Annotated in this window: 19 protein-coding genes; all 19 read left to right on the top strand. The window is 44.9% G+C overall.

The genetic code is table 11. The annotated features are described in order from the left end of the window. Positions 1 to 54 precede the first annotated feature (54 nt). Positions 55 to 762, top strand: coding sequence for a hypothetical protein (locus tag M3079_RS02390; protein ID WP_249077007.1), 708 nt, complete (start codon positions 55 to 57; stop codon positions 760 to 762). A 13-nt stretch (positions 763 to 775) separates the two neighbouring features. Next, entirely contained in the window at positions 776 to 1,174 is a 399-nt protein-coding gene (locus tag M3079_RS02385) for a hypothetical protein (RefSeq protein ID WP_249076997.1), read from the top strand. A 15-nt stretch (positions 1,175 to 1,189) separates the two neighbouring features. After that, positions 1,190 to 2,245, top strand: coding sequence for a major capsid protein (locus M3079_RS02380; protein WP_249076995.1), 1,056 nt, complete (start codon positions 1,190 to 1,192; stop codon positions 2,243 to 2,245). After that, positions 2,245 to 2,718, top strand: coding sequence for an HK97-gp10 family putative phage morphogenesis protein (locus M3079_RS02375; RefSeq protein ID WP_249076993.1), 474 nt, complete (start codon positions 2,245 to 2,247; stop codon positions 2,716 to 2,718). The genes M3079_RS02380 and M3079_RS02375 overlap by 1 nt, the downstream gene beginning before the upstream one ends. Positions 2,719 to 2,720: 2 nt before the next feature. Next, positions 2,721 to 3,125, top strand: a complete 405-nt coding sequence (locus M3079_RS02370) for a hypothetical protein (RefSeq protein ID WP_249076991.1) — start codon at positions 2,721 to 2,723, stop codon at positions 3,123 to 3,125. Continuing rightward, a complete protein-coding gene (locus tag M3079_RS02365; RefSeq protein WP_249076989.1) occupies positions 3,122 to 3,637 on the top strand; it encodes a hypothetical protein in 516 nt (171 codons plus the stop codon). The genes M3079_RS02370 and M3079_RS02365 overlap by 4 nt, the downstream gene beginning before the upstream one ends. A gap of 3 nt (positions 3,638 to 3,640) precedes the next feature. Beyond that, positions 3,641 to 5,056, top strand: coding sequence for a phage tail sheath subtilisin-like domain-containing protein (locus M3079_RS02360; protein ID WP_249076987.1), 1,416 nt, complete (start codon positions 3,641 to 3,643; stop codon positions 5,054 to 5,056). 17 nt (positions 5,057 to 5,073) lie between these two features. After that, complete coding sequence (locus M3079_RS02355; RefSeq protein WP_249076986.1) at positions 5,074 to 5,508, top strand: hypothetical protein; 435 nt, start codon at positions 5,074 to 5,076, stop codon at positions 5,506 to 5,508. A 48-nt stretch (positions 5,509 to 5,556) separates the two neighbouring features. Continuing rightward, on the top strand, positions 5,557 to 5,919 hold the full coding sequence (locus tag M3079_RS02350) for a hypothetical protein (RefSeq protein ID WP_249076984.1): 363 nt from the start codon (positions 5,557 to 5,559) through the stop codon (positions 5,917 to 5,919). A 137-nt stretch (positions 5,920 to 6,056) separates the two neighbouring features. Further along, positions 6,057 to 7,652, top strand: coding sequence for a hypothetical protein (locus M3079_RS02345; RefSeq protein ID WP_249076982.1), 1,596 nt, complete (start codon positions 6,057 to 6,059; stop codon positions 7,650 to 7,652). Between the two features lie 4 nt (positions 7,653 to 7,656). Next, positions 7,657 to 8,328 carry a hypothetical protein gene (locus M3079_RS02340; protein ID WP_249076980.1) on the top strand — a complete coding sequence of 224 codons (672 nt, stop codon included), beginning with the start codon at positions 7,657 to 7,659 and terminating at the stop codon, positions 8,326 to 8,328. Between the two features lies 1 nt (position 8,329). Then, positions 8,330 to 9,424 carry a hypothetical protein gene (locus tag M3079_RS02335; protein ID WP_249076978.1) on the top strand — a complete coding sequence of 365 codons (1,095 nt, stop codon included), beginning with the start codon at positions 8,330 to 8,332 and terminating at the stop codon, positions 9,422 to 9,424. A gap of 1 nt (position 9,425) precedes the next feature. After that, positions 9,426 to 9,818: a phage baseplate assembly protein V gene (locus M3079_RS02330; protein WP_249076977.1), complete on the top strand. Its 393-nt coding sequence runs from the start codon at positions 9,426 to 9,428 to the stop codon at positions 9,816 to 9,818. A 132-nt stretch (positions 9,819 to 9,950) separates the two neighbouring features. After that, entirely contained in the window at positions 9,951 to 10,073 is a 123-nt protein-coding gene (locus M3079_RS09375; protein ID WP_283162400.1) for a hypothetical protein, read from the top strand. Then, positions 10,043 to 10,126: a hypothetical protein gene (locus M3079_RS09435; protein ID WP_349293324.1), complete on the top strand. Its 84-nt coding sequence runs from the start codon at positions 10,043 to 10,045 to the stop codon at positions 10,124 to 10,126. Before M3079_RS09375 ends, M3079_RS09435 begins: the two co-directional genes overlap by 31 nt. Positions 10,127 to 10,128: 2 nt before the next feature. After that, positions 10,129 to 10,536, top strand: a complete 408-nt coding sequence (locus tag M3079_RS02325; RefSeq protein WP_249076976.1) for a GPW/gp25 family protein — start codon at positions 10,129 to 10,131, stop codon at positions 10,534 to 10,536. An 88-nt stretch (positions 10,537 to 10,624) separates the two neighbouring features. Then, complete coding sequence (locus M3079_RS02320) at positions 10,625 to 11,584, top strand: baseplate J/gp47 family protein (protein ID WP_249076975.1); 960 nt, start codon at positions 10,625 to 10,627, stop codon at positions 11,582 to 11,584. Continuing rightward, positions 11,581 to 12,258: a hypothetical protein gene (locus M3079_RS02315; protein ID WP_249076974.1), complete on the top strand. Its 678-nt coding sequence runs from the start codon at positions 11,581 to 11,583 to the stop codon at positions 12,256 to 12,258. Before M3079_RS02320 ends, M3079_RS02315 begins: the two co-directional genes overlap by 4 nt. A gap of 169 nt (positions 12,259 to 12,427) precedes the next feature. Next, positions 12,428 to 13,534 (top strand): hypothetical protein, encoded by a 1,107-nt coding sequence (locus M3079_RS02310; RefSeq protein ID WP_249076973.1) that lies wholly within the window; start codon positions 12,428 to 12,430, stop codon positions 13,532 to 13,534. Positions 13,535 to 14,008: the final 474 nt, after the last annotated feature.

Raw genomic sequence — 14,008 nt, 5'->3', positions numbered from 1 at the left:
CGCATATAAAGCGGCTTTTTTTATACCCAAAAATAAATTTGAAGGGAGTAAATTATGAACATTGAAGAAATTTACGCATTTTTAAACAAAACTCAGGACGGCGGTCCGGTTGCAAAAGCGTTGGAAGCAGTTATTAAAGCTAAAGATGAAGATATCAAGGCTAAAGAAAAGAACATCCGCACGCTGAATACGAAGGTAAAAGATGCCGAGGGCAAAGTTAAGCCGCTGGAAGAAAAGATTGCAGTGTTCGCCGATGTGCTGGGCGTTGATGAAGATGCAGAGGATTTGCAGGCTGCTGTTGCTGACGCTTTAAAGGCAAAAGGTGGAACAGGAGATAACGCCGCCGCTGAACGCAAAATTAAGCGTCTTGAGAAACAGATTGCAGACCTTAACACTAAAAACTCCGAAGAACGCGAAAAACGTCACCGCAGCATGGTAGACACTGCCCTGCTGGAAGCACTTAACAAAAACAATGCTATTGACGCATCGACTATGCTGCCCATGTTCCGTGGCAACGTAAAAGTAAACGATGATGAAACGCTGACCTACGGAGATGACGGAGCAACGATTGAAGAAGGTATCAAAGACTGGTTAGATAAGAATCCGACCTTTGTAAAAAATGTTCAGAAGGGTGGCGCTGGCGGCGGCACTGGCGGTGCCGGTGGCAAAGACGGCGATATGTCCGATTTTGCCAAAGAGCTTGCTAAGGAAGCCAAAGGTGGCCAGCCTGATGATAAAGCGCTTGGCGCATATTTTGAGTAAGGAGGTAAAAACTATGTATTTTAAAGAAACTGAACTGACTACCACGAAAACAATTCTTGCTATCCCTGACCACTATGTGGCAATTCCCATTATGGTAGGTGATACTGATGTAACCGCAGACGCTGACGGCAGAAAGATTGTGCCTGCTGGCACTATTTTAGGTGGCGGTGTAATTGCTGACCGTAGCCAAGCGGCAAAAAAATCTGTTGATGGACAAAGCGAACCGCTGGTTACCGCTGTTGCCGCAGAAGGTGTATTGATGAATGATGTGGATGTAACCGGTGGGCCGGAAATTGGCGCACTGATTATTCACGGCTTTATTGATGTAACAAAGCTGCCCGAAGCACCCACTGCAACTATGATTACAGCGCTGAAACAAATTACCTTTATCGGCACCAAAGATGATGAATAAGAGGAGGAGTAAATAATGCCTAAAACAATTTTTGATTATGTCAATGCCCCTGTTATTGCCGCCTATGTTAACGAATTGGGGAGCAACCAAATCCCTTACCTCGGTGAACTGTTGTTTCCGGCAAAGAAAAAAGTCGGCATTGACCTGAAATGGATTAAAACCCATAGCAGCCTGCCGGTAGCGCTGGCTAACGGCGCATTTGACGCTAAGGCGCCTCTCCGTGACCGCATGGGCTTGACTATCAGCGAAACTAAAATGCCATTCTTCCGTGAAGCTATGCGCATCGGCGAAGAAGAACGCCAAAACCTGCTTACCTTTATGGCGGCAAACATGGATTCTTCCGTTAAAACCGCTGTACAGAAAATTTATGATGATGCCAACAACCTTGTTGCAGGTGTTGATGTAGATGCTGAACGTATGCGTATGCAGTTGCTTTCTACCGGTAAAATTTCTATTGTAGATAAAACCGGATTGCACCGTGATTTTGACTACAAATTTAATACTAAACATATTCAAGCCAAACTTACCAGCACTAACGCATGGAGCAACGCCGCCGCACCTGTTACTGAACAAATCGAAAGCTGGATTGACATTATCGAAAGTGATACTGGCGTGCGTCCAACCCGAGCTATTTGCAGCCGTAAAACTTTCAATTACCTGAAAAAGAATACTGAAATTCTTACGGAATTGAAGCCGTTGTTGACTGCTTCCACGCCGATTACTGATGCCCAGCTTAAAAACTGGTTCAATGAAAAATTCCGCTTGCAGGTATCTGTTTACACTAAAAAATACCTGATTGTAGCAGGTGGCGAGAGCCAGCAGTTCTTCCCGGATAATGTATTTACCTTGCTGCCACCCGGTAATCTCGGTAATACCTGGTTCGGCACTACGCCGGAAGAAGCAGACCTGATGACCGGTCAGAACGGCGCAAGCGTATCTATCGTTAAAACCGGCGTTGCAATTACCACTTACAAAGAAATCCACCCGGTAAATGCAAAAACCATCGTATCTGCAATTATGCTTCCGTCCTTTGAAAGCTCCGAAACTGTATTCATTGCGAATGTAGCCTAATGCTGTCGGTAGAGATTGACATGGAAAAAGTCCTGCGGCACGTTGAAAAAGTATTGCCGGTACAAATTGAAAAAGCTGTAAACCGGTCACTGAAAGAAGCCACAGAATTGGTTAAAACAACAGCCCAGCAGGAACATGAATATACATCTCGCACCGGCAAATTGGAACGTGAAGGCATAGCAACGGAAATAACAAAAAACGAAGGTAAAGTCATGCTGGATAAAAAGGTGCCTTACGGTATCTACCAGCATGAAGGTACCGGCGTTTATGGCCGCAGTGGCAGGGCGTATAATGTGCGCCCAAAAGCAAAATATGCCCTGCGCTGGGTTGCCAAAAATGGTTTTGCATATAGCCGTGGTCATCAGATACGCGGCATTAAGCCTGACCCGTTTTTATATAATGCCCTTAACAAAAACCGCCGGACAATTATTCGCATATTCCAGAGGCATGTAAGCGAAGCCGCGAGGGGGTAAAAATGCTTGAGGTAAAAGATTTTAATGATGAGGTTTTACCAATAACAGAAAATCACATCGAAGAAGCCGAACAGTATATCCGTGCCATCGCTGCGAGATTTGGCGTGAGCAAGGACAAAATCGCTGAGCCGTTAAGTTATATGGTTAAGCGTTTAGGCGTTGCCTATGCCTATATCTGCGTATGCCGTGAGTATATGGGGCGCGACCCTGTGGCGCATGAAGGATATGCTGATACTGATATTTATTATGCTAAACTGCAAGTATATCAGGGCGAGGTTGACCGTCTGCTAAAACAACTTACCGATGCCGACTTTTTAATAAGTGCTAACGGCACAACGGTGGACGGCGGCACGGGCAGCACCAGCAGTTATAAAAAATTGTTTAGCGTGGAGGTGAAACGCGCTTGATTTACAAAATCACAAAAGAAATTCTGAGCCGTCTGCAAAACGATGACCTTATTAAAAGTGTTATTGATAACTACAACGCTATCGCAGGCGTGCCGGCTACTGGTAAAGACGCCGAAGTAAACGTAGGCTGCCATGAAATTGACTGCAAAGAATATACGCAGGACAAGGACGAATGCTATGGCACCTGGGGTATTTACTTGTCAGTGCCGTGGCAGAAGCTGGAACAGTACGAAGAAGCGAGCGAAGAAATTATCGTTATGCTGACCGAGCGCATCCGCTATCTGCTTACGGAAGCGCCAACCATCGTAACCGGCAGCAGCAAAATTACAAAAGTTAAATTTTTAACCGATTTTGACAGGTCAAAACCTGCAGGGTCGGTTATTTTTTTACAAGTTAAATTCTGGCTTGACCGTCAGCGTCCAAGCAAAGTTCCTACTGTTTTAACTATCAAAGCAGATATTGCACCGGATAAAGAAGAAAAGCCAGCAGCAAAATCTAAAAAGGGGGAGTAATACATGGCAATGGAATTTATTGTGCCGTCCGTGCAGATTGATGAAAGCGATGTCGGCACAAGGCCAACAGACCAAATGTCGCTAGCCGGTATTGGCATTGTAGGCACCTTCGAGCGTGGGCCTGTAAATTTTGCAACCACTATCGGCGATGAGGACCAGCTTGTCAATACCTTTGGCAGTTATGTAAAAGGTTTAACCGGCTATCTTAGTGCCATCGGTGCGCTTCGTCAGGGCGCAAACGATTTGCGAATTGTGCGTATCGTAGGCGAAGGTGCTAAAAAAGCAACTTTGACACTTATGCAAAGCAGTACTACATATTTGACGGTAGAAGCAACATCCGAAGGTACTTGGGGAAATGAAATTAAAGTAGAGGTAGACAAAGATGCAGAAGCTTCTACTTTTGATCTCACGATTACATTTAGAAACAGTGTAGAAAAATTCCGGGAACTTACGCTTGAAAAAATCGCGGATATTGTACCGAAATATGTAACACTCACGCTTGCAGAAAATGCCAGCGGATTGCCGGATGCTACCGAAGGTGCCAAAAGCCTTGCCGGTGGCAGTGATGGAGCAGAAGTAGATGATGATGATTATATCGGCGCTATCGACAGCAGCACCGGCGACCGTACCGGGCTTAAAGTGCTGGAGCCTATACAGTGCGGCATTGTACTTTGTGCGCAGCAGACGAGTGATAAAGTGCATTCTGCGCTTATTACTTTCTGTGAAAACTGCGACATTGAAGAAGGTTTGCGCATTGCTGTTTTGAATACGCAGGACAAGCTTTCAGTGGATAGCGCGATTGCTCAGACCAAAACGCTGGACAGTGACCGCGGCGTATTTGCTTATCCTTGGGTAGAGCCGGAAGAACTTGAAGGCGAATATGTAGCACCTGACGGTTATCTTGCCGGTGTTATCTCGGTGCTTAACCCGCATCAGTCGCCGTCTAACAAGCAGGTGAACGGCATTCTGTCCACGCGCGGTGATTATACTTACGCGCAGGTCAAAGTGCTTACCGAAGCGCGTATTTGCCCGATTACGCTTGTGCCGAACCGTGGTTTTAGGGTACGCAACGGCTTAACGCTTTCCAGTGACAGCGCATGGTCTCAAATCTGTATCCGCCGCCAGCAGGATAAAATGAATATGGAACTGTGGAACGCCATGCAGTGGGCAATCAGCGAGCCGCATGATACGCCGCTGTGGAATAACATTGCTGCACAGTGTGACGCTTATTTGCAGGTACAGAAGAACCTCGGATATATCCGTGGCTATAAAAAGACCTTGTGCAACAGCCAAACTAATCCGCCGGAAAACATTCAGGCGCGCATTTTAACGGCTATTATTAGGTGGTTGCCGCTTTATCCGGCTGACTTTATTGTGCTGCGCATGAAGCGCGAACTGAGCGAAGATGACGCTGCATAAGAAGGGAGGTATAAATAATGAGTGACCCGTTGCAGGGCTATGATGTAACAATATCTATTATCGGCGAAAATGGGCCGGAGCTTGTCGGCCAATATCAGGAAGCTGAAATTACTGTAACAAACGAGTTGCAAGAATACCTTGAAACTGGCGAGCGTATTCCGCGTCAGCTTGACGGACAGATTGGCATCGAAGGTAAATTAACGCGCGGTATGCTGCATGTTGATGTTATTCAGCGCATTATGGGTAGCGGTACTATCCGCAGGGGTGAAGCTATCCCGCAAAGCCCGCGTTTTACCATTGAAACAACGCTGAAAAATGCCAACAAAGGATATGACGGTAGAATTCGTGTTGAACAGGCTGTGTTTAACGAACTGGCGTTGTCTATTACGGCAGGCGCAGAAGTAGTAAAAAAAGATTTATCCTTTAAAGCGGAAGGCATTTCGCAGGCGTAAATTATGGCGGCATTTTGCCGCCTATTTTTATTATTGGAGGTTTGAACTATGGCTGAACAGATTATTTATGGACCGTTAGAATTACCAAGCGGTAAAGTTATTAAATTTAGACGTCCAAAAGGTATGGATAAGGTTATTGTGACCAAAGAAACAAGAATGTCGGCAGATAATATCAGCAATTTGCTGCTTGTAGCACAGTATACGGCGGCAAAGTGCATTGTAGAAATTGACGGCGCAAAGCCTGATGTTGATTATAAGCGTACCCTTGAAAGAATGGACGGTCTTGATTTTGATTATTATTTCTCTGCATTTGATGAAATGTTTGGCATGACTGAAAACAGAAAAGATGAAGCACGCGAAAAAGCTCGTTTTTTATTAGAGAATGCGACCTCTACCGATTTATCCAAATAAGCAGGTATGGCCGCGCTGTTACTTATGAAGAATGGCTGAATTTGGACCAAGAGGACAGAGATGCGCTTTATTATGCGACAGAATGGCTGATGAAGTCAGAAAGTGATGCTATGAAAAAATAGGGAAGGGGGTTAACTATGAACGATACAGTCGAAATCATTATCCGTACTGTAAATCAGGCGTTACCTGGTATTAAACAGGCAATTAAACAGCTTAACCTTATCGAAAAGGCAAAAATAAAGCTAAAAGATATGCCAGTTAGCTTAAAAGCAACTCGCAGCTTTAATACCATACGTGACCGTCTGCGCGGCATTACTGATAGTATTAAAGCAAAAATACCTATCAATATATCAAGTGAAAGAATTGATGCGGCAACAGACCGCTTTAAAAAGTTTACATCATCTATCGGTGGCGCAGTTACAAAAACAGTAGCTTTAGGTGCGGCACTGGGAGTTGTCGGTGCAGCAACAGCAGCGATAGGATTTGCTGGTACAGCGGTCGGATTAGGTAGCCAATTACAGCAGCAGCAAATTAGTATGCGTCATTTTATCGGCGTAAGTAATGCTGGCATGGATAGTGCGGCACTGGATAAAATGACCAGCGACTACATGGCGCAGTTGCAAAAAAATGCTAACTATACACCTTTTAGCCAAGGTGAAGTTATGGAAGCAGGCACACGCGCGCTATCCGTTGCCGATGGTGATACCAAAAAGGCTATGGAATTTGTAGAACTGGCCGAAGATATGGCGGCGCTTAATCCGGGCAAAACGGTTATGGACGCCATGGAAGCACTGGCCGATGCGAATGTCGGCGAAATGGAACGCCTTAAAGAGTTCGGCTTTAAAATGTCGGCTGATGATTTTAAGGCTGCTGGTGGCGACCTTTTTGCTATGACGGACAGCAAGGGCAGGAGCTTGCAAGGCTTCTATGCTGGCGGCGCTGAAAAACTATCGACCAGCGGCGCGGGCTTATGGTCTACCATTACAGGCAACCTTGAAAGCGGTGTACAGCAGGGTGGCTTGAAAATGCTGGAAGCATTAATGCCGGCATTACAAATGGCTATACCGTTATCTGACCAGTTGGCAGATACTTTTGCGCAGATGGGTGCAAGTATCGGCGGCGTAATAACATGGCTGATTAATGGATTTACACAGGCGGGCGGCGTTATTGATTATTGCCGTGGTATAGTTGCACAGCTTACGCCGTTATTTAACCAGATATCCGCGTGGGCAACAGCAAACATGCCGATGATACAGGCGGGCTTTGCAAAAATCTGGGCAGCTATTGACCCTATTATTGCAACGGTTATTACGCTGATAGGTATCTTTTGGCAAATGTTTGAAGCGGCGTGGCCTATTCTGTCGAAGATAGGCGGGTTTATTGCTGATTTCATGATTATTGCCATTCAGAACCTTTGTGCTGTAATTCAGGGAATTGCGGGGGCGTTTCAGTGGGTATTTAATATAGTGCAGCCTATTTTACAAGGCATTTTAGACTTGATTACCCCGATTGTGCAAGGCCTTAGGGATATTATGAACAATGGCGGTGCATGGTTGGCCGAAAAGATAGGTGCAAAGCTTGATACCAGTACGCCAGAGCCTATGAGTAGTGGCGGAAATACGGCAGCTTATAACACCCAACAGACGAACTATGTAACTGTACGCAGTGCCGAGGAAGCGGCAACCTTTACCGCAGGTGCATTACCAGGTAAATACGCAGCTGCAAGGGGGTAAGCGTATGAGCGTTTTAAATATAGGCGGTATTACATTGATACCGCCTGAAAAAAAGATTGAGTTTGTAACCAGCCGCAAGGTTGCACGTTTTGAAGTGCCGGGGTATAAAACAGAGTACCAGGATATGGGGCAGGGCGAACAGAGTTGTAGCTTTAAAGGCGTTATTAATGAAATAGGTGCGCTGGATAAAGCGCGGGCGCTGGAAGAACTGCAAAACAAAGGCGCGGAAGCACTTTTTATTTTCGGCCCGATTAATACCAAAGTTATAATTGAAAGTTTTAATTATAACTGGCAGCGTGATGACCTTGTGGATTATGAAATGTCGCTGATACGTGTGGGCGATATAACAACATCGCTTACCTATCAGCTGACAAACCTTGTTAAACAAAGCAATATCATAGCTGAAATGGCAAAAAGCGGAGCAAGCGGAGCTTTGCAGGCTGTAGCTACAGTGTCAAAACCATTTGTGCAAGGCGATTGCCTGCGGTCAATAGCTGTTAATATCAGCGGTAATGCTGATGATTGGCAGTATATAGCTATGATAAACGGGCTTAACAGTGCGATTGTGCCAGATGATGTAAAAACGCTTGCATTACCGGCCAATGCGCACGCTATGGAAGATTTGAAATTAATTGCGGAAGAAGATTTGAAGAAGCTACCGCCGCTGGAGGTGTAATATGAAATATCCACGTGCATGGATTGAAGTAACGCCGCGTGATGGTGGGAATGCCGAAGTAATCAGTTGGCAGGACATTATAACGCTTGCCGTTACTGACACGCTATATAATGCCGCTGACAGCTTTGAGTTGACGCTGAAAAATGATAAAGCACTATCGGATTATCTGCGTAAGGAAATGGACGTGCAAATTTATCTCGGCTATGTTGCTAACCCGCAGGCGTGGAGCAAAAACGAACTGTCGCTGGTGTTTCGTGGTAAAGTTGACGGCGTGCGGCCTGCATACAGTGCTAGCGGCCAGTATGTTACGCTTGTTGGGCGTGATTATGCTGCCTTGCTTTTGGATAACGAATTTAATCTTGCTTTTGCGGAACGTACTGCATCGCAGGTAGCTGAACTGCTTGCCGAGAAGTATGGATTGACGCCGGTAGTAACGCCGACTACCACGATTGTGGAACGCGACCTGTACAAAGATAAGAAAGAATGGCAGATACTGCAAACCATGGCAGACCGCGAAGGCTTTGTGTGCTATGTAACGCCGCAAAAAGAATTATACTTCGGCGAGCGGCAAGCGCAGAAGGACGAAAACGGTGAGGAAGAAGTATCTGCTACTTTTTCCTGGAAAAAGGACACGGCAAGCAATATCAAATCTGTAACCTTTGATGATAGTATGCTGGAAATTACCAATAAAGTAATCGTACGGCACTTTATGGGCAAAGGTAAGCAGGCAATATCGGCAACGGCGCAAAACGATGACCTTATTGCAAAATACGGCGAGAAAGCAAAAGTTGTTTATGACAGCAAAGCGAAAACGTATGATTTAGCACTGCGTACGGCACAAAACCTGCTGTCTAAACTTTGTACGGCAGTGGTTACTTTTGAAAGCATGGAAATAGCTGGTAATGCTGCTGTCGGTGCCGAAAAGCTAATAGCCATTGAAGGATGCGGACGCTTTGACGGTAAATACTATGTGTCTGAAATTAAACATAATTTTGCCGCGTCAACCGGTTATACATGTACATTATCTGGTACTAATCAACAGCCTGACAGTGCGGCGCAGTATCGAGAAAATCTGTATGAAACGGCGGTGACCTAATATGCAAATGGATGACCAGACTACATTCGCTCAGGTTGGTATTGTTACGGCCATTGATACCGATAACTACCGCGTTAAAGTATGGTTTCCACTTCTGGAAAAAGAAAGTGATTTTATTCGTGTAACAAGCCAGTATGTCGGCTCTGGCTGGGGCATTGTAGCACTGCCGCACGTTGGGCAAGAGGTGCTTGTGGTATTTGCCAATGGGGAATTAAACGAGGGCCACGTTATAGGTTGCAGTTATAGTGAGGGTGCAGATGCGCCGCCACCAAGCGAAGAAGTCGCAATGGTACACGAGAGCGGCTCACAGTTCCGTTTTCATGCCAACGGCGATATTACTTTACAGGCTACAGGTGTTTTAACGCTTAAAGGTACAAAAGTAATGATTAACTAAGGGGTGATATTATGCCGGGAGCAGTAAGAAAAGGCGATATGTCGGCTGGACATCCGCATTGCTATCCTGCAACACCTGCTGTCGGGTGCAGTGATAATGTAATAATTAACGGCCGCGGTGCAGTAAGGCTGAATGACGGCTGGCAAACGCACGGAGCCTGTCCTATCCATAGCCCGCACGCTGGAACAAGCAGTAGCGGTAGCGGTACTGTCTTTATTAACGGTTTGCCCGCCTGCCGTATCGGCGATAGCATAAGCTGTGGTGATACAATGGCCGAGGGCAGCAACGATGTCATTATAGGGGACTAAAAATGAATAAGGAATTAGGCGTTGATATTATGATTGCCGATACCGGGTGGCTGGATGGTGCTGGCGAGGTAATCTCGCGCAACGGTGATATGCAGCCTATCAGTGATGCCGATAACGTAAGGCAGGCGCTTATAATGCGTCTTAACTGCCCTAAGGGTACGCTTATAAGGCACCCGGAATATGGCAACGGCGTTTATGATATTCTATCTGAACCAATGTCGGATAGTTTTTTGGAAATGGCACTTGCTAATATTAAAGATTGTATTGTGCAAGAGCCGCGTGCGGAATTGGTAGACGTAACTTATACCGTCAACCATGCCGAACGAACTATAATTTATACCGTTTATTATAAAGTAGTCGATAACCCCGGAACAAATAATCTTGTTTACACTTTGGATGTGGGGGGGTAATGGTTTGATAAAAAGTTTTAAAGATATTCTGCAAACAATGTTTAATGCCGTTGTGGGAAGTACACTAAGCGACTTTAACATCGGCAGTGTGACACGTACAGTGCTGGAAGCAGTGGCAAGCGCCATTGAGGAAGCATATATGTATCTGTACAAATTTGTTTTAAAATTTTTCATATCTACTTCTGAAGGGGAATGGCTTGACAGAAGGCTGGAAGATTTAGGAATGACCCGTAAGCTTGGTAGCATGGCTTTTGGCATTATAACCATCGGGCGCGATGCCGCCAGTCCTATTGGTATATCTATACCAATAGGTACGGTTTTTGAAGCTGAAAATGGAGCGCAATTTGCTACCACAGAGTTGGCAACATTACCGGTTGGTGGAATTAGCGTTAATGTGTCGGCACGTGCGGTGGCAAAAGGAAGTAATGCTAACCTTGCGGCTGGTACGGAGTTAAAGCAAATTGGTGTGGCCATATCAGGTATAGACTGGGCGAAGGTTGTTGAAATGACCGGCGGCATGGACGATGAAACTGATGATGATTATAGAAATCGTGTGCCGGCTTATTTTGAAAGCCTTGGACGTGCAACGGAAGGCGCTATAAAATATGCGGCAATGACGGTATCAGGTGTTACCGGTGTTACGGTTCGTGCCAACTATCCAACAAAAGGGTGGTTTACGGTTTACCTTGATAGCAGCGTTGATGATACGTTGTTGGCGGCTGTAAAAGAAAAAATCGATGAATACCGGGGCTTTTGTATTCAGTACACCATTGAAAGGGCCGTGCGAGTCGGTGTTGATATAAAAATGTCTATTAATGTTTTAAGCGGTAGTGATGAAGTGTTGACCCGTCAGGGCGTTATTGCTGCACTTACGGATTTGGTGGCAAATCTTGAAATGGGTGAGCCGCTGTATACTGCAACGATTATCCAAACGGCCATGAATGTGGCAGGCGTGGAGAACGTAAAACTTACCGAGCCGACAACGGACACCGTACCGGAAGAAAACGAGATTTTGCAGCCGGATAGCGTGGAGGTTACGGTATTATGAAAAGAATACTGCAATATTTAACTTGGCTGGGGGACAGTGCTATTGAAAAAGGCACTGTCCTTTATACTTTAGCCAAAGCTGCGATAACGGCTATTGACGAGTTTAACGGCAATGTAGATGCAATGACGGAACAAATTTATTTAAGAACAGCGACAGGAGAATATCTTGACCGCTGGGGCTGGGATTTGGTACGTTTAAAACGCAAATATATGGAAGATGATGATAGCTTCCGTGGCCGCATAATCGTTGAAATGTTACGTTTATATGGTACACGGCAGGCAATTATTCAGGTATTAACAGATTTAACCGGAGAGAAACCGGTTGAAGTTTTTGAACCTATCCGAGATACAGCCTATAACAATGCTGGTATATTTTTAATGCCTGCTGGTGATAACTTGGTTTCAGCAGCTTCTGATGGTTCTGGCCGTTATGTTGCGAGATTGGGTAGTAAAAAAGATAGCAGCTTTACCGGATATATTAGAATAAAACATACAGAAACCAGTGCATTGAGTGCTGGTTTATTTTTTTATGATGCTGATTATTTGGATGCTGGAACATTTACTTTACCAGCTACACGAAAGCAGAATTTGTCACGAACTGAAATTATGGATGCAGTACAGATGATAATTGTTGCCGGAACGAAGGTTTATATCGAATTTTTAAGCGAGGAGTGAGAAGCGAATGCATAGAGTAAAGTTTAATGATTATGCCGAGCTTTTGAGTGATGACTTAAATAATAATAACGCTTATTTATACAACGGATTAATAACTACCATTTCGGATTTTATTGCCGCAAATGATTGTGTAAGCGGATTAGAAGTAACTGCGCAGGCAGTGCCGGATATGACGGTATATGTAAAATCCGGAAGGATTTACCAGAATGGATATCAAGGGCTTTTAGAAGCAGATTTAACTACTCCGCTTACTATTGCACCTGCATCCGCCAGCCAGCCGCGTATTGACTTAATTTGCGCAAAATACGAAGAAGTGGAAGATGAGCCGGAAATCCGCAATGTTATGACTGATGTAGTGAGCCGCAATATTACACAGGTGGAAGTTAAAACAAGAATAGCAAGTTCTATTGCTTTCCAGGTGGTTGGTGGTACAGCGGCGGCAGAACCTACTGTGCCTACAACACCGGAAGGATGGGTTGCATTGGCGAAAGTAACAGTGCCAGCTAATGCATCCGTTATACAGCAAAGTAATATCGTTGATATGCGGCCGGAGATTATTAATATTTATCAACATGACCACAGCGGCGGAGCAAATGGTGCAAAACTGGATTATAACAATCTCAATAATTTGCCTGATTTAAGCGATTTTACTGGCGCAACAGCCGAAGCCGCTGGTAAACGTGGTATGGTTCCGGCACCGGCAGCAGGCGACCAGGATAAATTTTTAACTGGCGGTAAAACGTATGTACCGGTAGCAAGCCAAACCGAAGCAGAAGGTATGACCGATGATAAAAAGCCTATGACTGCATTAAAGGTTAAGCAGTTAATTGATAAACTGCTTGGCGCATCTAATGGCATCGCAGGACTTGATGCTGCTGCTAAATTAATATCTGATTTATATGATTTTGCAACGACCACAGAAGCACAGGGCGGCACGAACACAACAAAGCCAATAAATGCGGCAGGCGTTGCGGCGGCTATTTCGGCATTGGCTGGTGGGGCAGTAATTGTTGATGAATTATTAGCGCAAAATGGGTATGTAAAATTCAGCAATGGGCTAATTCTGCAGTGGGGTTTGTTCCAAACAGCAGGCAAACAATATAACGTCGTATTGTCATTGCCATATCAGGATTGGTATTCCCCAGTTATCGCAGTGAGTCAAGCCGCTACCGAAATGATTGGTTATGCTAATCTGGAATTAAATAATTTTGATATTACGACGGGTTTTGGTGATAACTCTGAACGCCGCGGTATTTATCTTTGTTTTGGTAAATAGCAGTGGGGTTCTAAAAACGTTACTGGTAACGGCTCTGGCACTTTGCTGACTACGATAAAATTCCCGACTGCATTTTCGGCTTGCTGGGCTGTAACAGCTAATCTTGTTGTAACTAATGACGATTATGACGTTGATAAATATGTTGTAATAGGCGGGATTACTACAAGTCAGTTTAAAGTGACGTTAGATGCGGAGACTGATGATACCGAAAAAACCTTTAAAACAAACTGGATTGCTATTGGCCAATAGCAAAATAAAGGATAGTTGCGTAGTTTGTACTGGTATAATCTCGTCCTGTATCCGCCAGAAAAATCGCCTCTGAAAGATTTTTACTGATGCAGTATGCACTGATTGTATCGTCTATGGTTTCCCACGCAAAAATCACCGGTAAAACGGCAAAATTACTACTGCTAAAAACTGTTGGAAAGGCGGATGTGACCTGCGTTTCCGGCTTTATATTTTCAACAATTCCCC

Origin of the sequence: Phascolarctobacterium sp. ET69 (assembly GCF_023336935.1) — a bacterium.
In the GTDB taxonomy this organism is placed as follows: Bacteria; Bacillota; Negativicutes; order Acidaminococcales; family Acidaminococcaceae; genus Fusicatenibacter_A; species Fusicatenibacter_A intestinipullorum.
The sequence above is the reverse complement of the archived record's forward strand: the minus strand, read 5'-3'. Positions and strand labels throughout refer to the sequence as shown.